Genomic DNA, 21,575 nt, shown 5'->3' on the forward strand with positions numbered 1-21,575 from the left:
GTAACCAATTGAATTAATTGAAAGGAGTTTTACTATGAGTACCCCCAGATGCCCAATTGATGCAACACTTTCACTTATCAGCGGTAAGTGGAAGTTATCAATAATTAAAGAATTATTAGGCAGAGATGCCCGCTTTAATGAGCTTTGCCGCAATATCCCCAATATAAGCGCAAAAGTCTTGGCACAACAATTACGTGAGCTAGAAAAAGATGGATTAGTTGAACGTCATGTATTTCCGGTAGTTCCGCCTCATGTTGAATACCGCTTGACAGATTTAGGGAAAAGTCTTCTAAGTGTCTTCAAGGAAATCCGGCGCTGGGGATTATTTAACCTGATTAACGCTGAAAAAATTCCACTAAAATGTGATCTTTGTATTCAGTGCAGCAGTGAGGATTAATGCACTCACCCTATATTCTTGAATCGGGAACCAATGCCTCATATGCTGATCTGAAAGAACCCATTATAACTGTCCTGCCAGATAATAGAACCCTTTTTTCAATAATTACATAGACATGTCAGTCGATAGTGGCAAGTGCATTATCAGACCTGCTCATAATCGGTGGAGTCCCCGGAGGATATGTAGGCGGCTATCTATACGGCTAAGAATGGTTTAAATGTGACTCTGGTGGAAAAGCCTGAGTTAGACGGCACTGAAATTGAGAGTGATGTATCGGTCAACAGCTACAGGGTTTAAAATTTCAAAACCATGCATAAAGAGGTAAACAACACCTCTCTTATGCATGGTTCTTTTTTCCTCTTCTCCCCTGTTCACAGCCCCTCATCATCCTCTATCGAAACTCTTTAATAGAGTTCCCCGAGAATTTCTTTTTCGGCAAACAGTGCAGTGGCTCCCCCAGTATGTAAAAATATAACGTTGTACCCGGCAGATAATATGATAAATCATTGTTAAAATCATCCGCAATCAGAATCCGCTCCGCTCCAAGCCATTCAAGGGTATCATTACCTAATTCAGCGCAGTAAACTGCCTTAAGGAAATCCGCCACTTCACGATTATAAGCAACATAGGGCATCTGAATTGGATGCTCTGGAGTACCATCGTTTTGTTTATCGGTAATCCATTCTCCTGAAACATACTATTCTGAAAATATATCAATAAATTTTGTAATTTTACTGTATATCATATAATGACCTCCTTCTGATGAGTGTCTGATATCATACTAAAAAGCCGCTTTCTGCTACAAGTATAGCAGGAAACGGCAACTTATCAATGTAAATCAGAACTTATTCATATCCTTCTGAGTTGCAAGCTGAGCATAGTTATTTCACCACAACAGCCACTCCATCTGGTATCACCGTTATTTTAGCCTCCTTTCCTTTTATCTGAAAAGCTCTTTCCAGCGCTTCTTCAAATGTATATGCATGCTGCATGTGCATGTTCTTTATCATCTCCGGGTCACACATATCTGAAACAAGTATTACAGTATGTTTATCGAGTATGCGGGCAAGAATCTGAAATTCCCATTGATCTGGAACTGTTTCATTTCTTCCTGTTTTCATAACATGATCAATAACTTCTCTTGGACTGCCTGCATTTGCCATATGATCATAGAAGGACTTGCCGCCATGTCCGTCATTGCAGGCAGACACCATGATGATGACTCCGCCTTCCTTACAGGCTGCTTCTGCTGCAGTCATACCTTTTACGGACTGATAGATATTCTGATCAAGAGGATATCCTCCATTTGTCGATATGACAATATCCGCTTTCACTGCATTCACTGATGCAAGTTCCATAACAAATTTACATCCTTCTTCGTGGGCCAGCTCGCTGTCTCCTGCAAAAGCATTGATTATCTTCTTCTCACTGTCAATGACAACATTCAGTATAAAAGCGAGCTTTGCCTGCCTGGCCGCGTAAAGCATATCCATATGGATGGGATTGTTTTTCAAAACTCCCGTCCTGGCGTACTCACTTGCTATAAATTCGGAACAATGGTTGGCCATCACTGTTCTTGCCGATGCCACTCCGGGAAGGACGCTCTTTCTCCCCCCTGAAAATCCCGCAAAAAAATGGGGTTCTATAAATCCTTCTGAAATCAATAATTCTGTTTCCATAGCTGACTTATTGAGCCACAGTTCCCCTCCGGAAGGAAGATTTCCTACTCTTACGACACTGTTTTCATCCGCTGATAAATGATTGATGATCACTTCATTATCTACAATTTCCTGACCAAATTTATGAATCATTTCTTCCCTGGAAGTAGGCCTGTGAAAACCGGTGGCTATTAATATTTTAATATCGATATCAGGATTTGCCTTTCTGATTCTTTGGAGAAGTATTGGCATTGTCACTTTGCTTGGTACAGGTCTAGTGTGGTCACTGGTTATGATTACCATGTTTTTTTTACCTCTTACCAGTTCTTCCAAATGAGGACTTCCAATCGGATGATCCAATGCTTTATTTACAATCTCCTCCTGACTGCATTCTGCTATAAAAGCATGGGCTTTTGATTCTAATATTGCAGCCAGATTATGGTCTGGAATGACAATTTCTAAAAACTTTTTTGAATACGGTATCTTAATTTTTGCCATAAGTTCCCCTCACGTTCTTCTGGACAAGCTGTTTCTATTGAAAAATCTTTCCTGGAATTAATATGTTTTTAGGATCAAAAGCTAATTTATTCTTTCAACCCATGTCTCTTTAAAACACCTGTAACCGGATCCACTTCAACTTTTGAAGTTTCCGGAACCTGCTTGACACAAACTAAAATATCCATTTTCCATTTCTTTCTTTGTATTAAAAATAGTGCTGCAAAAGTCAAACAGAATTTTAATGGTATTTTGGTCTGACCACTTGAACCTATCATAGCACAGGAGAAAAAATTTATCTACACTTATGAAATAAAAAAGCACACAGGTGATTATAATATTTACTATTACCATCACCTGTGCCAGAAATGCCCGTCAAAGCCTAAAATGGTTGCTTTCCAAACCTCTCATTTTATAGGTTAGCTCAAGACTTATTAAAACGATAGCCAACTCCCCATACTGTATCAATAAACTGCGGATTGCTGCTGTCTTTTTCTATTTTTGACCGGATTCGATTAATGTGAACGGTAACGGTAGCATTATCGCCCATATATTCATACCCCCATATTCTTTCAAAAAGTTTCTCCTTAGAAAAAACAATATTTGGATTTGAAGCAAGAAACAGCAGCAGTTCAAATTCCCTGTTGGTGAATTTCACCTCTTCTCCTCTAATATAAACCTTGTATCCCTGCGTCATAATATGCAGATCACCCATTACAATGACCTCTGCCGTTCCCATTTCATCGTTTCCTTTTTCTTTGGTCGCGTTAGTCAGCCGATCGTAGCGTGCAAGATGAGACTTTACTCTTGCAACAAGCTCCGCAGGATCAAAGGGCTTTGATATATAATCATCGGCGCCAAATCCCAACCCTCTAATCCGGTCAACCGGCTCCGTTTTAGCCGTCACCATCAGTATAGGCACATCACAGGTATCACGGATTTCCTTACATAATTGAAAGCCATCTTTATGCGGCATCATGACATCCAGCAATAGTAAATCATATTGTTTTTCCCGCATCATCTCAAGAGCTGAATTTCCGTCATTCGCAATTTCTGCTTCGATATTGTTTATTTCCAGATAGTCCTTTTCAATGGCAGCGATCTCTTTATCATCCTCCACAATTAATACGCACTTCATTGATGCTCCTCCTTTTCAACCGGAAGTTCTATGATTATAGTTAATCCACGATTACTTTCTGCATATATGTTCCCATTATTGGCAGTTACAATGTTTTTTGCAATGGCAAGTCCGAGTCCGCTGCCCTCCGTGGCATTGTTTCTTGACTCATCTCCGCGATAAAAACTATCAAACAAGCGAAGAAGCTGTTCATTCGTTACCCCTGCTCCATCGTCTTGTATGCGTATAATAATTCTTCCATTCTGCTCCGACAACGTCACCGTAATATGTACTTGCTTATCCCGATTATATTTAAGGCTGTTATCGAGTATATTCGTTATGGCACGGGTCATCTGTGCACCGTCTATAAACACCTTTTGATTGGTACAGGTACTTTTTAAGATTAGGACTGCATTATTTTTTTTAAAGTCGCATTCCATCGAATCCAGTAACGTGACAATAAAATTCTGTACCGTGACAGATTTGTAATCAAATGGGAATTTACCTGTTTTTAACTTGGAAAATAAGAACAGAGAATTGATGAGTTCTTCGATCCTGCAAGCTTTCCGGTAAACGATATCCAAGTATGCCTTTTGCTTATCCGGTGTTTTGGCAATATCATCCTGCAATCCCTTGACATAGCTTTTTATAGACGTGAGAGGCGAGCGGAGGTCGTGAGAAATCCCGGCAAGCATTTCGTTTCTGTCCCTTTCATATAACTCATTCTTCTTTAAATTCTCTTTAAGTTGATGCTGCATTTTATTAAAGGTATCACAAACCTTCTCTAACTCTTCTGTGTTCTGGCATAAAATATCTTGTTCATAATTTCCATCCCGAATGCGCTGAGCTCCATCACAAAGTGCGTTTAAGGGAATCATAACTTTTTTTAGCAACTTATTCGCAAGGTGCAAGCTAATCAGTATTACAATAAATATAATTGCAGTAATGATCACGAAAGAAACGGTTATAAATGCCGCAGTATTTCCGGCGCCGCTTAAATAATTTTCATCGGTATCCCCCATTGCAATGAGTGTAATCGGCATTGTATTGGTTTGTAACCTTCGCCATAAGAGAAAAAAATTATCGTCCTTTACCCAAAGTGTTTGATTTGCAGTATATAAATTTTCTCGAACAATATAGTCTGAAAGTTCCGATTGTTCTTTTTTATCCAAACTGGTAAAGAGTACTTTGCCCGCCTGTATTCCACATATATAAAAATCGAGGTCAGAAAGTTGATTCATCAGGCGCTGCTGGGTTTCTATGCTGTCCGAAAGCAAATTGGCATCCGTGTCCTCAATGATAGTCTGGATTTGGTGCAGTGATTCGTTCATTTCATTGATTTCGGTTATCTCTGCATCCGGATTTAAAATAAATTTTTTAACGGAAAAGAAAAAAACAGCCCCCATAAGAATCGATGTAACCAGCGGGAGGATTACCATCAATAAATTAGAATAAAATAATCGTTTTTTTATTGTCAAAGTTTCACCCTATTTCCTTTTCGTATCAAATTCCCACTAAAAAGTACAACAGTCATTCCAGTCACGAAGATTAGATAAAAACTGGCACTTCTTGTAATAATCATTGATGCAGTCAAATATTTTGCTTATTGCAGCCAGGATACAAAGTATGGTAAAAAGATCTAATTCCTGAATAAAAATATCCGACCAGAGAGTATTGAAAGCATCTTAAAATAGGCGTTTTTTTATCTTTTTGCTTTAAAAGTATCCATAATATTAAACTTTCAGCACATATAAATAACAGTGCAGCAGCAGCACAAAGGATAAGCCAAAGCAAAGATACTTGACGCATGCTTTTTATTAAATCAGCTATGTTGTTTCCATGGAATATTGTATAGCCCGTAAGAAGGGCTACCGTTAAAAACAGTAGTCCATTCACAAAAAGATTATGTTTTTTTATAAAAGCAGATATCTTCATGTAATCTCCTTCTAAGCAAACATATACTTTCTCCTGGCAAAACGGTAACAAAAAACTGATACTTTATTACATAATGGCTTGGGCAATGTAGAAATTACATTGAATGAAAAGTATCTGACCTGCCTATAAAGTGATTTATCTATATTTTCAAGTTCCAGCCATAGGTCTTTCATTTTAGATGTGTACTCATTTGTGTCTGCCAAAGAACATAAAACGGAAGTTATTGATAATAAAATAGATATTTGACGTACCATATATTTTGCAAGCTTCGGAGACATTTGCCTTATTTCCTCTATGCTATAACTATTCATAACGATCCTTGTCACAGCAAACTGCTGATCAATTCTCCTTATCATATTTTTTTCATTTACCGACTGGTCTTCTCTTCCGATATAATACTGGTAAAAATCTATATCCAGATACATCAGCTTTTTTACATAAGGCAGAGGTTGATATGCAAATATACTATCAACATAAAATGTATGTTCCGGCAGTTTTACACCTGCCCTCCGAACGACATCTGTTTTGAATGTCAGCGAATGCATCAAAAAATATTGTGATACGGTAAAGTGCTTTATATAATCCCATGTAGCAATTCTGTTCGAATCAAACACATTTTTATAATGGATACGATGAGAATTACCTTCGTCCAATCGATTATACACATAGTTGGTAACAAACAAATCAATCGTCTTATCACCATGCTCTACAGACTCTTTAATTCTGTTAAGAAGTGTTAAGTAGCTTCTTTTATCCACCCAATCGTCAGAATCTACAACTTTAAAATAAACTCCGTTCGCCCGTTCTATTCCGGCATTCACACCCGAACCATGTCCTCCATTTTTTTTATGTACCGCTTTCACCATATTCGGATAAAGATCTGCATACATATCTGCTATCTTCCCTGTGTTGTCTGTAGAACCATCATTTACAATAATAATTTCTACATCTTCTCCACCTGGTAACAGAGATTTAATGCATCTGTCTAAATACGCTTCAGAATTATAACTTGGAACGACAAATGTAATATACTTCATACTCCAAACTCCTTTTCTTTGCTTTCTCATGTTTAAAACACTTGTACAATACTCAGATTACTGCACCGTTTATATGCCCTCATCTCACTGCATGAATGAATCATAACGTACATTTCTAAATTGCTGAGATAAAGAATATAAACGATATCTAAAATATTCTTGTACAATGACCCGCACTTCCTGCCATATAGAAGCAGCAAAGCCAATATGAAAGCAATAGCCGGGAGAACGCTCCGCTCCACCACAGGCGTATCCATTTGCACATTCCTTTGAACAAAAATTTTATACTACACGGCATAAGTTCGTTCATAAATTCAGCTCCAGTAAATACCAGAGCTGGCTTCGATGCCTCATCGTATAAAGATATTTCTGTTCCAGAAGGCCTTGTTTTTTATATTGAAAATTCATACATTATTTATTTAACATAATAGATAAAATTATTCTTTTTTTACTAACTTATATTTTATAATAGAATATCTTCGGCTCACTATCATCTTTGTTATAATACATGATGCACTCACGATTTCGATCCAGTTCGAAATCAACACAGTTACGAAATACTGAAAAGCGATTATCAGAATTCAAATAATCCTCGGCCTTTAAACCATTCACATCACCATACCATGAACGATCAATGTTAAATCCACCGATTTCTTCTCTTTCTTCCTTGCTCATTCCAAAATACAATAAACCTTTTCCATCACTGCCTTTAGACCCCACCTCATAAGTGGTATCCATAAAATAGTCTTTATCATCCAGATGGACGATATTCCAAGCATGTCCGCCACTTTTCTGACTGAATCCACCATTGGTTATTGCATCTACTCCGGCTTGTAATAACAGATGACAATAAGCGCCTGAAAAGCTGGTGCATATTCCGGTCCCCTCCATCAGTGCATGATATGAGCTTCTATCTTCCACATTTATATCATATTTCATCCGACTGTTAAATTCATCATATATAGCTATGGTTTTTTCAAAATCACTATCACCTTTTTGCAGGCAGCGCATATATGTGGCTACCTGATTTTCAAATTCTTTTATTTTTCTATCATGCTCTTTCCTGTTATCGGAATAATAGTACCAATGAATCGTCTTTGTCTCTTCATCATATATACACTTATCATTATCAAAATAAGCATCCGCTTGAAACATTAAAAAATTACTATTTGTAAGAAACTCGGCTTCATAGGAATATTCTTCTTTTGGACAAGGGCAGCTTGTTTCATAATTTATATATGCATCTACGAAATTTCTATAAAATTCAATATATTCATTCCCATATTTAATTAAAAAATCTTTAGACAATACATAAGGATTATATTCAAAATCGTAATTTGTATCCTGAATCTTCTCTGCTTCACCTTTAATTAAATCTGACGCAGTTGCTTCCTTACCTGATTTTGATATAGTTTCTTCCTTTATCTGTTCATCGATATGTATAGGAGAATTTTTGTTTTCTTCGGTTACCTGGCCGCATCCGCTTAATGCCAATCCCCAGTAAATCATTGTTAATAACAGAATTATTTTTTTCATCTTTTATCACCATTTCTATATTTCTGCCCAACCAGGAAGAACATTTCCTGCTAACCCAGAATGATTAGAATTCGCGTTTTCTGTCATCTGAAATACATTCCACATAGTTCTTTTGTCTTCCTATTTCATTGATAATAAAATCCCGGATATCAGGAATCTGCACACCTTTTTCTCTTTCGTCACTCCTTTTTTTGATTTCCAGCAACTCATCAATTCCATACGCAGTTTTGCCGGCATATCCATATCCATTTTCGGACATTGATATTCCAGTATGAATTTTCCTGCAAGTAGCGGCCTTAAAGCATAAAAATACTTTTTATATTTTACCGACTCTTCCTGTAATAGTGGCTATACGTAGTTACTAAAAATTCCGAAAGCCTTTAATATACCGCTCTTTCCAGCTCAGAAGGCAAACAGTTTCAATGTTCTTCGATGTTGTGATAATGATGCCGGGAGGGCGTGATTGATCCCAGGCGGAAGTCACCATACTAAACGCATAATAAAATCAGATAACTGTTCACTGATTTAAATATTCTTCCCGGTAATTCATTTTATCAAATTCAAACAGATCGACAATATTATCTACCCCGAACTGTTCTTTTGTTTCCTCCTGTTTACCCATCAAAATTAGCATACGGTTCGGCTTGCCGGATATTGACGGGTCTGCATCTTCCCCAGTCTCGATTAACTGCCATCGGTCATTTTCATATTGATAAACAAACTTGGTGTAAAGAATGGATTGGCTCTTTCCAGAAGCATCTTTGATGGTAAACGTATAGACTGCATTAAATTTCAGGATATTGCCTTCCAGCTTGGCACTGTCTACCTCATATAGTTGAAAATTATCCGTCTTCAGAAATTGTTCAAAAATCGCTTGCCGATCATTCGATATATTCGCTTCAATCTGAGGGTTCAGCGCACAGAGGGCATCCAGGTCAATGCGCTGTTGGATATCCACATATTCCGCTGCTAAAATCATAGCCAGCTTTTGAGCTTCATCAATATCATAGTTCTCCAATTTTCTAAATTCATTTTCATACATTTGAACCGAACTTGCAGCAGAGACTGCCTGGCTTGTCTCCAATGGCTGAGTTACGGTCTGTTGACTGCAGGCAGTCATAAGTATCATTGCCAGAATCGGTAATATCATTTTTGTCTTTTTCATTCTTTTTCCCCATCTAGTGCCGTTTACCCCTGAAATTATTTTTACTATTGGCAAAGCAAATTGCTCGACATTACAAACTGGAATTTTTCAAGCTTATGTTTGAAAACCTGTTCACGTCGAATACTCATATTATTAAGATTAGAGTACGCAAACATAGAGCCTTTGTGATGAAGCGAATTTCCGATCTACGTTTCGCTCGTACTGCCTATCTCAAGTAGGTTCCCCTCCGGATCGGCAACATAAAAGTTGCGGATGCCGAAAGAAAAGGTTATGGGTTCTCCAGTTGGAAATTGCACGCCCAGCTTCAATAGTCGCTCATATTCCGCATCCACATCGGCAAAACAGGGCAACCAAAGGGCAATTTCAAATGTCTGATTGATTCCTTTTGGAGGAACGTAGCTCTCCCCAATTGCCTGCGCAAATGCTTTCCTGCTATACATGAACAAGGATAGTTCGCCGCTTGCCGTTTCAAACTCTGCAAAATCCCCACCATTCCATTGAGTATCAAAGCCCAATGTATCTCTGTAAAATCGAACCATGCTGTCCATGTTGCCAGCTAATAGGCATGCGCCTACTCTTACATCTTTTCCGTTCAATGTCATCCATCTCCTCTATAATCACATAATTAATTGTTTAGGATAAATTATTTTACTTTCTATCCCTAAAGTTAATTCACAAATTAAGATTTATCTCTCAGCTACAAAACAAAAGTGCTTATTTGGCGAAATTCAAACCCTTTGCTAAAACATTCATTTTCCTTACCCCACCACGGTACCCGGAAACATATTTTATTCTGATCCACTACAAAAACACACCTACATATCCTGCCCAAATTTCCGAATCCCTTTGATTTCCTGGGCTTTCCACTCCAGCAGAACCACTGTTTCAACATTCGCCGTCGAAGGAAACATATCCACACAACACACCTTCTCCACCCGATACCCTTTCTCCTGAAGTACAACCATATCTCTTGCCAGACTGGTAGGCTTACAGGAAACATACACCAGCCTGTCCACGCCGAAATCGATAATCTTCCCCAACGCCTTCGGATGGATCCCATCCCTCGGCGGGTCCAGAATGATCAGATCCGGCTTATCGCTCAGCTCGTCAATAACCTTCAATACATCTCCGGCAATGAACTCACAATTATCCAGGCCGTTGAGCCCAGCATTCTCTCTGGCTGCCTCCACGGCCTCCTCTACGATTTCCACACCCACCACTTTTTTAGCTACCGGTGCAATGATCTGGGCGATGGTGCCTGTTCCGCTGTATAAATCAAATACCACCTTATCCTTAGTCTCTCCCACGTACCCTCTGACCGTCTCATACAGGACTTCCGCCCCCAGAGAATTGGTCTGAAAGAAAGAAAACGGTGATATCTTAAATTTCAGCCCCAAAAGCTCCTCATAAAAATAGTCCTGTCCATATAAGATATCGGTACGGTCACTCTTAACCACATCTGCCAGGCTGTCATTTAACGTATGAAGAATTCCAACGATCTCTCCATTTAATGAAAGTCCCAACAACATTTCCGTGAGAGGTTTTAAATCCACTTCTTCCTGTGTTGTGGTAACAAGGTCTACCAGAATTTCACCGGTTTTTACAGCCCGCCGCACCAGAAGATGACGCAGATACCCTGTATGCTGCATCTTCTTATAAAATCCGGTTCCCCGTGTTTCAAAATATTCCTTTACCGCCTTTAAGATGTCGCAGAAATCAGAATTAACAATCCTGCATTCCGTGGTAGTCACCACATCATAAAAACTCCCCCTCCTATGCATGCCCAAAGCCAGAGGACCGTCCTTATACTCATCACCAAAGGAGAACTCCATTTTATTCCGGTAGCCCTCCTCGATCGGGCTGGCTTTGATTCCTTCAAATTCATAATCCTCACAAACTGCATCTATAAGAGACTTCACCTGCTGCTCTTTGATCTTAAGCTGTTCTTCATACGGAATGGTTTGATAGGTACAGCCACCGCAGCTTCCGAAATGGATGCACGGATTTTTTGCTGTTTCCAGCGGGGAATGCTCTAATACCTCAAGAATCCTGCCCTCACACCGTCCACCTCTTTTTTTGTTTATCATGACCCGGACTTTCTGGCCCGGAAGTGCGTGTTTTACTGCAATTTTTCCTTCCGGAAGCTCGATGACTCCCTTGTCCGGGAAATCGAACCGTCCGATTGTACCTTCGTATATCTCACCCTTTTTCACTCTGCTGACTCCTATTCTATCCTTATTAACTTCTAATCGAGCAAAAAAGCGTGTCTCACTGTCTGAGGCACGCTCTCTTCTTTTATAATGCCGATCCTACTCTTCAGAACCTTCGCCCGGCTGATCATCTTCAAAGAAATCATCATCGAAATCATCGTCAAAATCGTCTTCGAAATCTTCTAAATAGTCCGGTGTGAAGAAACGGTATACGGTATAGGCAATTCCTGCCACCGCTGCCACTGCACCAATGATAGCGAGTATCCAGAGGATGCAGTTCTTCTTCTTTTCTTCCTGTTCCTTTCTATGAAGCAATTCATTTACTCTGCTTGAGTTCATAAGATCTTCCAATTTGCTCATAGCTTCTTTGCTCATTGCATCAAATCTGTTCATGTCTCCACGTCCTTTCTGAGAGCCCTGCTTTTTTCATACATTCCGGCAAAGTCTTAGTCTCTCTGCCTGTCGCAGTTATTATACCATTATATTGATTCTTTTACTATCATTTTCGCTTTTTTTTAAGAAAATATGTATTTACAAATTAAACTCTTACAAGTTTTAATTTTGCAAAAGAAGCGAACATTTTCTTGACGCCGGCTTTATCAAACCGGACCGTAACTTCATAGTCCCTTCCGCCGTCCTTGATTTCCATAACCTCGCCTTCTCCAAATTTTACATGACTGACCCGGTCGCCTTCCTTATAGCTTAAAGAAGCAGCTTTTTCAACCGTAAAGGCTTTTCCAAAGCCAGGCTTGGACATGGGTTCTGCACTTTTCGAGGCATAAGCGTTATTCCCTGGCCCAAAGCTGCTGATACTTACCGGCCGTCCCGAAGCCTTCCCTCTGTTTCCCCAGGGCAGAGCGCTGTCATCAAGGCCAGAGGAATTCCGGAATGTGGATAGTCTGGGCTCCAGCTTGCTCGAATCCAAAAGATGATCTGGAATTTCCTCTATGAATCGGCTTACCTTGGAATATCTGGTTTCTCCGTTCACCATGCGCTGCCTTGCTGCCGTCATCATCAAAAATTTCTGGGCTCTGGTGATCCCGACATAGCAGAGACGCCGTTCCTCCTCCACATCCTCTTTATCATCAGAAGAAATGGACATCATGCTTGGGAACAGACCATCCTCCATTCCGCTTAAATACACTCGCGGGAACTCCAGCCCCTTGGCACTGTGTAACGTCATCAGCGTCACTCTGTTTTCCGAATCATCCATGCGGTCCACATCCGCTACCAATGCCACCTCTTCCAGGAATTCATTTAAATTCGGGTGTTCATGTTCGCCCTCAAAGCTGACTGCCTTATTGATCAATTCCTCTATATTTTCCAGCCGGGTCTGATACTCGATCTCCCCTTCTGCTTCCAATTCCTTCTGATATCCCGTCTCATCCAGAACGTCTTCAATCAGCTCATGAATGGAATATGTCTCTTCCTCAAGCCTTCCCCTGAAATCTTCAATCTGTACGGTAAACTTAAGAATCTTCTCCGCCGCTTTTCCAAGCCCGGGCACAGCTTTTGCCCTGCAAAACGCATCATAAATGCCAAAACCGTGTTCGGATGCAAATGCCTGGACCCTGCCTAAGCTGGTGGCTCCGATGCCGCGCTTGGGAACATTGATGATTCTTAAAGCGGATAAATCATCCCTCCCATTGGCAATGGTTTTTAAATAGGCCAGTATGTCTTTGATTTCCTTTCTCTGATAGAAGTTTACGCCTCCCACCATACGGTAAGGAACATTATGCTGTAGGCATTTTTCCTCAATCAGACGGGACTGGGCATTGGTCCGGTAAAGAACGGCGCAGTCCTGGTAATCCGAAGCGCTGTTTAAAATATCCCGGACAATGGAATCCGCTTCCTCAGAAGCATTTTCAAACTGCTTAAACTGCACCAAAGGGCCTTCTTCATTGGCAGTCCATAATGTTTTATCCTTTCGTCCGCGGTTGTGGCGGATCACTTCATTGGCCGCATTTAATATACTCTGGCTGGAACGGTAATTCTGTTCCAGTTTGATCACTTTTGCACCCGGATAAGCTTTCTCAAAATTTAAGATATTTTCAACATTGGCACCACGGAATTTATAAATTGACTGGTCATCATCTCCGACCACACAGAGATTTTTATATTTACCGGCCAGCAGGCTTATCAGCTTAAACTGGGCTGTATTGGTATCCTGATACTCGTCCACCATAATGTATTTAAAACGTTCCTGGTAATAATCCAGTATTTCCGGATTATTCTGAAACAACTGCACTGTTTTCATAATCAGGTCATCAAAATCCAGGGCGTTGTTCTTTTTTAGCTGATTCTGGTATTCCTTATAAATCTGAGCTGCCTTTTTCTGCCTGAAATCACCGGCAGCGTTCAGTTCAAATTCCTCGGTTGTCACCAGCTCATTCTTGGCTGTGGAAATAAGTCCCAGCATGGCCCGGTCCTTATAAATTTTCGGATCAATGTCCAGAGCCTTTAAAACATGACGCATCAGGGTTTTCTGGTCGTCGGAATCATATATAGTAAAATTTGTCGTATAACCAAGGCTCTCAATATGCCGCCTAAGGATGCGGACGCAGGACGAGTGAAAGGTGGAAACCCATATGCTGTCCGCACCAAAGCTCACCAGCCGGTCCACCCGTTCCCTCATCTCTCCCGCCGCTTTGTTGGTGAAAGTGATCGCCAGAATATTCCATGGATTGACGCCTTTTTCCTCTATTAAATAAGCAATGCGGTGCGTAAGAACCCTGGTCTTACCTGACCCGGCTCCTGCCAGCACAAGAAGCGGTCCCTCCGTATGGAGTACCGCTTCCTTCTGCATTGGATTCAATGTATCATAAATACTCATAAACTATACCGTTCTTTCCTTTCCCCTTTTTTGCCCATCTTTTCAGGGCATAAAGGTATACCTGCAAGGTGTTTCCCCTTTTTTACCCAGTTTTTCAGGGCATAAAGGTATATCTGCAAGGCGCTTCCTTACTCTGCAATCCCCAGATACTTTTTCACTTTCTCCAGGTGATCCTCCGCCAGACGGCGTCCGTCTTCATAAAGAGCCTGCAGCTTCCGTTTATCCTGTTCGGTCCTCTGGACCGTTACATGCTTATCCGGACGGATCACATAGATTCTTCCCGCTTCCTCCAGCCGGTCGATCTCTTCCTGCATCCGGTTATACCGGTCCGGAACATCTTTCAATGCCTTTAAAAACTTTGGCAGAGGAGCAAAATAACGTTCATACCCTCTTTTCGTCCATTTATCCAACGGCGGCTTTCGGTATCCATGCTCTCTGGTGAGAACCACAACGATTTTATCATATCCCAAATCAATGGCCCTCTGATATGCAATGGACATGGAGCAGCCTCCGTCCAGATATTTTTTTCCATTCACACGGATCATGCCGGAAAGAATGGGGATGCTGCTGGAAGCCTTTACTGCGCTTATGAAATCATCACAGGAGCTTTTTTCAAAATACTCGGGTTTTCCCGTCTTACAGCGGGTAGCGACCACCTCAAACGTCTGCTGTGATTTGCGAAAGGTATCATAATCAAAGGGAACCAGTGTATCACTTAATTCCCCAAAAAGGAAATCAAAATTAAAAATGGAACGGTTTCTTACCATATTCCGAAAGCTTAAAAAACGTTTGTCTTTGACATAATCCAAATCCACTTTAATGGTCCGCCCGATCTGCTTGCTGATATAACTCATTCCGCACATGGAACCGGCCGACACACCATTTACATAGGACATTTCGATCCCCTGCTCCATAAATACATCCAAAACGCCGGCTGTAAACACGCCTCGCAGGGAACCTCCCTCTAGAACCAATGCTCCTTCTGTCATCTTATCACCTCGCCTTCTATTCTATTGCATTTCTCCGGCCCGGTCAATCCTTTTTCCAAACTAGGAAAACTGGCTCTGGTATAGATTATAGTAGGCTCCCTGCTTTTCCATCAGCTCTTCATGGGTGCCTGCTTCCATGATATTCCCCTGATCAATGACAAAAATACGGTCTGCCTTGCGGATGGTGGAAAGGCGGTGGGCGATGACAAAGGAGGTCCTGCCCCGCAAAAGAACATCAATTCCCTTCTGCACCAAAAGCTCGGTATGGGTATCAATGCTGGAGGTTGCCTCATCAAGAATCAATATTCCGGGTCTGGAAACCATGGTTCTGGCAAACGCCAAAAGCTGCCTCTGTCCGATGGACAGCCCTGCCCCCCGTTCACTGATTACCGTATCGTATCCATTTTCCAGCTTCATAATGAATTCATGGGCATTGACAGCCCGGGCTGCCTCCGTCATCTCTTCCTCAGATGCATCCAGACGGCCATACTTGATATTATCTCTTATGGTACCGGAGAACAGGAAATTGTCCTGGGTCATAATTCCCATCTGGCTCCTTAAGCTTTTTAAGGTCACTCCTTTTACTTCATGGCTGTCAATCAGCACCTTCCCTTTTGTCGTCTCATAAAAGCGGCTGATCAGATTTACGATTGTGGTTTTTCCTGCCCCGGTCGGCCCCACCAGTGCAATGGTCTCTCCCGGTTTTACGGAAAAGTTCACATCATCAAGGATCAGGCGGTCCGGTTCATCGCCATAAGCAAAGGAAACATGGTCAAAGACCACTTCTCCATTTAGTTCCGGTAAGTCCGCAGCGTCTTCCCGGTCCGTAATTTCCGCTTCCGTATCTATGATATCAAAAATACGTTCCGCAGCTGATATGTTGGTGGTCAGCTTATTATAAAAGTTGGCCAGATTCCGGATAGGGCTCCAGAACATGGCTATGTAGGTAGAGAATGCAAGGAAGGTACCGATTCCGATTTTTTCTATACCTACGACCCGAATGCCGATAAAATATAAGAGGAAGCCGCCCAGACCCCAGGTTATTTCCACCAGCGGGCCGAATCCATCCGCCACGGTCACTGCATCAATGAATGACTTATAGTGCTGGTTTACCAGATCGTGAAACACGTTTTTCGTCTCCGGTTCTGCGGCAAAGCTCTGTATGATCCGAATGCCGGATAAGTCTTCATGAACGTAAGCGTTTAAATTTGATGTTTTTTTGCGGTAAATCTGCCACCGCCGGTGGACGGTGGTTTCAATGAAAAACATTCCGGCGGCCAGTATGGGGAGAGTCAGAAGTGCTGCCATGGCAAGGCGGTAATTCTTAACTAACATGATGACTGCAACACAGATAACCGTAAGAAGATCCGGTATCAGCTGGGTAACACTGTCCGACAGCACATCCTTTAAGGAATTGACATCCCCGATTATCCTTGCAAGCACCTTTCCCGTAGGGCGGCTGTCAAAAAAACCGAAGCCCAGCGTTTGAATGTGTTTATAAAGTTCTTCCCGGATGTTTAACAGCACCTGGTTTGACACATCCGCCATAAGACGCATCCTTACCTTGGTTCCGGCCAGGAATAAAAGGAAAAGCACCAGTGCTGCCGCTCCCAGCCATAAAAGGCCCGCCTTGTTTCTCTGAGCCACACAGACATTGATCGCATATTCCATCATAAGAGGGGCTGACATGCTGATAGCTATGGTTCCGGCCATGATGAAAAGGACCGCAATAATCTGCTTTTTAAAATCCAGAAGATACCGATACAGGCGAAGCAGGGTATCCTTCTTTAAAACTTCCTTCTGTTCTTCGTCTATTCTGCTTGAATTGAATGCCATTTCATTTCCTCCTCCCCGTACTGTACCTGATAAGTCTTATAATACTGTCCGCGCTTTTCCATAAGTTCCTCATGGTTTCCGCGTTCTATGATCCGTCCTCCGTCAAGGATCAGAATTTCATCGGCCCGGCGCACCGCTGATATGCGGTGAGCGATAATGATTTTAGAGCTGTCCTTCAGCTCTTTAAGACGCGCTTCGATTTCCTTCTCTGTCTCCATATCCAGAGCGGATGTGGAATCATCCAGGATCAAAAGCGGCGTTTCTTTGGCAATGGCCCTGGCTATACTGATTCTTTGCTTCTGCCCCCCTGACAGGCCGACTCCCCGTTCCCCGATTACGGTGTCATATTGATCCGACAGTTTTTGGATGAAACCGTGGGCTCCCGCGGAGATGGCGGCCTGCTGAACACTTTCCCATTCCGTAGCATCCTTATTTCCCGTCTTGATGTTTTCTGTAATGCTGTCAGAAAACAAAAATACATCCTGCATGACCACTGATATCTGTCCTCTGAGGAACGGTAAGGGCAGATCCTTCACATTGGTTCCATCTAACAGGATTTCTCCTTCTGTCACATCATAGAAACGTTCGATCAGATTGACTATGGAGCTTTTACCGGAACCGGTCACACCCATAATGCCTAGTGTCTTCCCCTTTTTTAAAGTAAAATCAATATCATTTAATATACTCTTTCCTTCCAGTTCAAAGTGTACATTCCGAAAGGACAGCTCTCCCTGAATTTTCTCCGGCAGAACCGGATTTTCCGGATTCCGGATCACCGGCTGTTCTGCCATGATCTTTTTGATTTTTTTATTGGAGGCTACCGCGGCTGCAATATCATTGCTGAGCCAGCCGACCATCTCCATAGGCCAGATGATGTTGTTGGCATACTCAGAAAATGCGCCCAGATCACCAATCGTCATGTTGCCGTTAATGACCAGAATACCGCCTATGACAATGACCGCCATTAAAAGGATCTTTGACAAAAAGGATATATTGGGCTGGTAGCGCACAATCAGTCTGGCCTGCTGCATATTCAGATTATAATACCGTGTGTTGTGTTTCTTAAACTTCTCGATCTCATAATCTTCCCTTGCAAAGGCCTTTACGGTTCGGACCCCGGCCAGATTCTCCTGCGCCACCGTATTTAATTCGGCAGTCTGTTCGCTGATCTTGTCGTAAACCTCTCCCAGACCGTTCTCCATTTTGACCGCATACCAGGCAATCAGAGGCAGAATCACCAGAGGGACCAGAGTGAGGACAGGGCTTAACCGGAACATGCAGGTAAGAACAATGATCGTGTGAATGGAGCATTCTAAAACCAGCATACCCACAAATCCGAAAGCATTCCAGATACGTTCCGCGTCATCTTTGATCCTTGCCATCAATTCCCCTGTATTGTGGCTGTCAAAATATCCCATAGACAGTGTCTGGATATGGTCGAATAAATCTTTTCTCAAACTGCATCCGATCCCGGATGCGGCATAGTCAAAAATAAACTCCTTTGTGTACTGAAATACAGCTCTTCCCAGGCCAATGCCCACAAGCCCCAAAAGCAGTCTCATGAGGATCTGCATCTGCCCTCCCACAATAACATCATCAATGATGCGTTTTGTGATCTGGGGAGCCGCTGCATCCAAAAGAATGCTGACGATCATGGCCGCAATCGCCAAAACATACAAAAGGCTGTACTTCTTTCCATACTTCCATAAATTCTTCATACTCTTCCTCCTTTACCTATTACAAGCATGAATGGGTTCTTAGCCCGTTTATGTAAAAAAACCGGAAAAAACTGCATAGCGCGGTCTTTTCCGGTAAATCTCCAAAAAAATAACCGCAGTTCATCCAGACTGCGGTTAAATACTCATAGAAGCAGCTCCCGACCGGAGCCGTCACTCATCCCATGATACCCATTATCATGAGATTCTATCTTCACTGAGGCAGACTGAATTGATATAAAATAATTTCGCTATTCCATTTATTCCGATTGCATTATTGTTACGTTTCATAGAATCTGCCTCCTTTTCTTAGAATTATTGGTATTTATTGTACAATTACTAGAATACTTCCAATTTTTTATTTTGTCAAGCAATTTATCATTTTTCTATCCCATCCATTTATATGCCATAACAGAAGCCTTATTAACTCTTATGAAATTNCAGCCATAAAAGGCCCGCCTTGTTTCTCTGAGCCACACAGACATTGATCGCATATTCCATCATAAGAGGGGCTGACATGCTGATAGCTATGGTTCCGGCCATGATGAAAAGGACCGCAATAATCTGCTTTTTAAAATCCAGAAGATACCGATACAGGCGAAGCAGGGTATCCTTCTTTAAAACTTCCTTCTGTTCTTCGTCTATTCTGCTTGAATTGAATGCCATTTCATTTCCTCCTCCCCGTACTGTACCTGATAAGTCTTATAATACTGTCCGCGCTTTTCCATAAGTTCCTCATGGTTTCCGCGTTCTATGATCCGTCCTCCGTCAAGGATCAGAATTTCATCGGCCCGGCGCACCGCTGATATGCGGTGAGCGATAATGATTTTAGAGCTGTCCTTCAGCTCTTTAAGACGCGCTTCGATTTCCTTCTCTGTCTCCATATCCAGAGCGGATGTGGAATCATCCAGGATCAAAAGCGGCGTTTCTTTGGCAATGGCCCTGGCTATACTGATTCTTTGCTTCTGCCCCCCTGACAGGCCGACTCCCCGTTCCCCGATTACGGTGTCATATTGATCCGACAGTTTTTGGATGAAACCGTGGGCTCCCGCGGAGATGGCGGCCTGCTGAACACTTTCCCATTCCGTAGCATCCTTATTTCCCGTCTTGATGTTTTCTGTAATGCTGTCAGAAAACAAAAATACATCCTGCATGACCACTGATATCTGTCCTCTGAGGAACGGTAAGGGCAGATCCTTCACATTGGTTCCATCTAACAGGATTTCTCCTTCTGTCACATCATAGAAACGTTCGATCAGATTGACTATGGAGCTTTTACCGGAACCGGTCACACCCATAATGCCTAGTGTCTTCCCCTTTTTTAAAGTAAAATCAATATCATTTAATATACTCTTTCCTTCCAGTTCAAAGTGTACATTCCGAAAGGACAGCTCTCCCTGAATTTTCTCCGGCAGAACCGGATTTTCCGGATTCCGGATCACCGGCTGTTCTGCCATGATCTTTTTGATTTTTTTATTGGAGGCTACCGCGGCTGCAATATCATTGCTGAGCCAGCCGACCATCTCCATAGGCCAGATGATGTTGTTGGCATACTCAGAAAATGCGCCCAGATCACCAATCGTCATGTTGCCGTTAATGACCAGAATACCGCCTATGACAATGACCGCCATTAAAAGGATCTTTGACAAAAAGGATATATTGGGCTGGTAGCGCACAATCAGTCTGGCCTGCTGCATATTCAGATTATAATACCGTGTGTTGTGTTTCTTAAACTTCTCGATCTCATAATCTTCCCTTGCAAAGGCCTTTACGGTTCGGACCCCGGCCAGATTCTCCTGCGCCACCGTATTTAATTCGGCAGTCTGTTCGCTGATCTTGTCGTAAACCTCTCCCAGACCGTTCTCCATTTTGACCGCATACCAGGCAATCAGAGGCAGAATCACCAGAGGGACCAGAGTGAGGACAGGGCTTAACCGGAACATGCAGGTAAGAACAATGATCGTGTGAATGGAGCATTCTAAAACCAGCATACCCACAAATCCGAAAGCATTCCAGATACGTTCCGCGTCATCTTTGATCCTTGCCATCAATTCCCCTGTATTGTGGCTGTCAAAATATCCCATAGACAGTGTCTGGATATGGTCGAATAAATCTTTTCTCAAACTGCATCCGATCCCGGATGCGGCATAGTCAAAAATAAACTCCTTTGTGTACTGAAATACAGCTCTTCCCAGGCCAATGCCCACAAGCCCCAAAAGCAGTCTCATGAGGATCTGCATCTGCCCTCCCACAATAACATCATCAATGATGCGTTTTGTGATCTGGGGAGCCGCTGCATCCAAAAGAATGCTGACGATCATGGCCGCAATCGCCAAAACATACAAAAGGCTGTACTTCTTTCCATACTTCCATAAATTCTTCATACTCTTCCTCCTTTACCTATTACAAGCATGAATGGGTTCTTAGCCCGTTTATGTAAAAAAACCGGAAAAAACTGCATAGCGCGGTCTTTTCCGGTAAATCTCCAAAAAAATAACCGCAGTTCATCCAGACTGCGGTTAAATACTCATAGAAGCAGCTCCCGACCGGAGCCGTCACTCATCCCATGATACCCATTATCATGAGATTCTATCTTCACTGAGGCAGACTGAATTGATATAAAATAATTTCGCTATTCCATTTATTCCGATT

17 protein-coding genes and 1 pseudogene are annotated in these 21,575 nt (G+C 42.0%); 1 reads left to right on the forward strand and 17 read right to left on the reverse strand.

Annotated elements, in window-relative coordinates; genetic code table 11:
• Window positions 1-34: 34 nt before the first annotated feature.
• Window positions 35-397 carry a winged helix-turn-helix transcriptional regulator gene (locus BQ9856_RS10990; protein ID WP_077611071.1) on the forward strand — a complete coding sequence of 121 codons (363 nt, stop codon included), beginning with the start codon at window positions 35-37 and terminating at the stop codon, window positions 395-397.
• Window positions 398-1,278: 881 nt separating this feature from the next.
• Here BQ9856_RS10990 and larA read toward each other — a convergent pair.
• From larA to BQ9856_RS11085, 17 genes and pseudogenes are all read right to left on the reverse strand, one after another.
• On the reverse strand, window positions 1,279-2,553 hold the full coding sequence (gene larA / locus BQ9856_RS11000) for a nickel-dependent lactate racemase (protein ID WP_077611073.1): 1,275 nt from the start codon (window positions 2,551-2,553) through the stop codon (window positions 1,279-1,281).
• 95 nt (window positions 2,554-2,648) lie between these two features.
• Window positions 2,649-2,738, reverse strand: a pseudogene (locus BQ9856_RS24220) (electron transfer flavoprotein subunit beta); the annotation flags it as partial.
• Between the two features lie 236 nt (window positions 2,739-2,974).
• Window positions 2,975-3,688, reverse strand: coding sequence for a response regulator transcription factor (locus tag BQ9856_RS11005; RefSeq protein ID WP_077611074.1), 714 nt, complete (start codon window positions 3,686-3,688; stop codon window positions 2,975-2,977).
• On the reverse strand, window positions 3,685-5,145 hold the full coding sequence (locus BQ9856_RS11010) for a sensor histidine kinase (protein ID WP_077611075.1): 1,461 nt from the start codon (window positions 5,143-5,145) through the stop codon (window positions 3,685-3,687). Before BQ9856_RS11010 ends, BQ9856_RS11005 begins: the two co-directional genes overlap by 4 nt.
• Window positions 5,146-5,257: 112 nt before the next feature.
• The gene (locus BQ9856_RS11015; RefSeq protein ID WP_077611076.1) at window positions 5,258-5,602 is read right to left on the reverse strand and encodes a lysylphosphatidylglycerol synthase domain-containing protein; all 345 of its coding nucleotides are present in this window, start codon (window positions 5,600-5,602) and stop codon (window positions 5,258-5,260) included.
• Window positions 5,603-5,613: 11 nt separating this feature from the next.
• Complete coding sequence (locus BQ9856_RS11020; protein ID WP_077611077.1) at window positions 5,614-6,639, reverse strand: glycosyltransferase family 2 protein; 1,026 nt, start codon at window positions 6,637-6,639, stop codon at window positions 5,614-5,616.
• Between the two features lie 456 nt (window positions 6,640-7,095).
• On the reverse strand, window positions 7,096-8,175 hold the full coding sequence (locus BQ9856_RS11030) for a transglutaminase-like domain-containing protein (RefSeq protein ID WP_077611079.1): 1,080 nt from the start codon (window positions 8,173-8,175) through the stop codon (window positions 7,096-7,098).
• A 64-nt stretch (window positions 8,176-8,239) separates the two neighbouring features.
• Entirely contained in the window at window positions 8,240-8,434 is a 195-nt protein-coding gene (locus BQ9856_RS25195; protein ID WP_084758073.1) for a hypothetical protein, read from the reverse strand.
• A 258-nt stretch (window positions 8,435-8,692) separates the two neighbouring features.
• Window positions 8,693-9,340, reverse strand: a complete 648-nt coding sequence (locus BQ9856_RS11040; RefSeq protein ID WP_077611080.1) for a hypothetical protein — start codon at window positions 9,338-9,340, stop codon at window positions 8,693-8,695.
• A 185-nt stretch (window positions 9,341-9,525) separates the two neighbouring features.
• Window positions 9,526-9,936, reverse strand: a complete 411-nt coding sequence (locus tag BQ9856_RS11045; RefSeq protein ID WP_077613344.1) for a VOC family protein — start codon at window positions 9,934-9,936, stop codon at window positions 9,526-9,528.
• A 219-nt stretch (window positions 9,937-10,155) separates the two neighbouring features.
• A complete protein-coding gene (gene rlmD / locus BQ9856_RS11050) occupies window positions 10,156-11,553 on the reverse strand; it encodes a 23S rRNA (uracil(1939)-C(5))-methyltransferase RlmD (protein WP_077611081.1) in 1,398 nt (465 codons plus the stop codon).
• Window positions 11,554-11,649: 96 nt separating this feature from the next.
• Complete coding sequence (locus BQ9856_RS11055; RefSeq protein ID WP_077611082.1) at window positions 11,650-11,943, reverse strand: DUF4366 domain-containing protein; 294 nt, start codon at window positions 11,941-11,943, stop codon at window positions 11,650-11,652.
• Between the two features lie 145 nt (window positions 11,944-12,088).
• Window positions 12,089-14,383, reverse strand: coding sequence for a DNA helicase PcrA (gene pcrA, locus BQ9856_RS11060; RefSeq protein ID WP_077611083.1), 2,295 nt, complete (start codon window positions 14,381-14,383; stop codon window positions 12,089-12,091).
• 128 nt (window positions 14,384-14,511) lie between these two features.
• The gene (locus BQ9856_RS11065) at window positions 14,512-15,372 is read right to left on the reverse strand and encodes a patatin-like phospholipase family protein (protein ID WP_077611084.1); all 861 of its coding nucleotides are present in this window, start codon (window positions 15,370-15,372) and stop codon (window positions 14,512-14,514) included.
• 60 nt (window positions 15,373-15,432) lie between these two features.
• Entirely contained in the window at window positions 15,433-17,208 is a 1,776-nt protein-coding gene (locus BQ9856_RS11070) for an ABC transporter ATP-binding protein (RefSeq protein WP_077611085.1), read from the reverse strand.
• Window positions 17,184-18,926 carry an ABC transporter ATP-binding protein gene (locus tag BQ9856_RS11075; RefSeq protein WP_077611086.1) on the reverse strand — a complete coding sequence of 581 codons (1,743 nt, stop codon included), beginning with the start codon at window positions 18,924-18,926 and terminating at the stop codon, window positions 17,184-17,186. Before BQ9856_RS11075 ends, BQ9856_RS11070 begins: the two co-directional genes overlap by 25 nt.
• 638 nt (window positions 18,927-19,564) lie before the next feature.
• Window positions 19,565-21,307 (reverse strand): ABC transporter ATP-binding protein, encoded by a 1,743-nt coding sequence (locus tag BQ9856_RS11085; protein WP_077611086.1) that lies wholly within the window; start codon window positions 21,305-21,307, stop codon window positions 19,565-19,567.
• Window positions 21,308-21,575: the final 268 nt, after the last annotated feature.

The sequence above is a fragment of the Clostridium sp. Marseille-P2415 genome (assembly GCF_900155545.1).
Taxonomy (GTDB): Bacteria; Bacillota; Clostridia; order Lachnospirales; family Lachnospiraceae; genus Lacrimispora.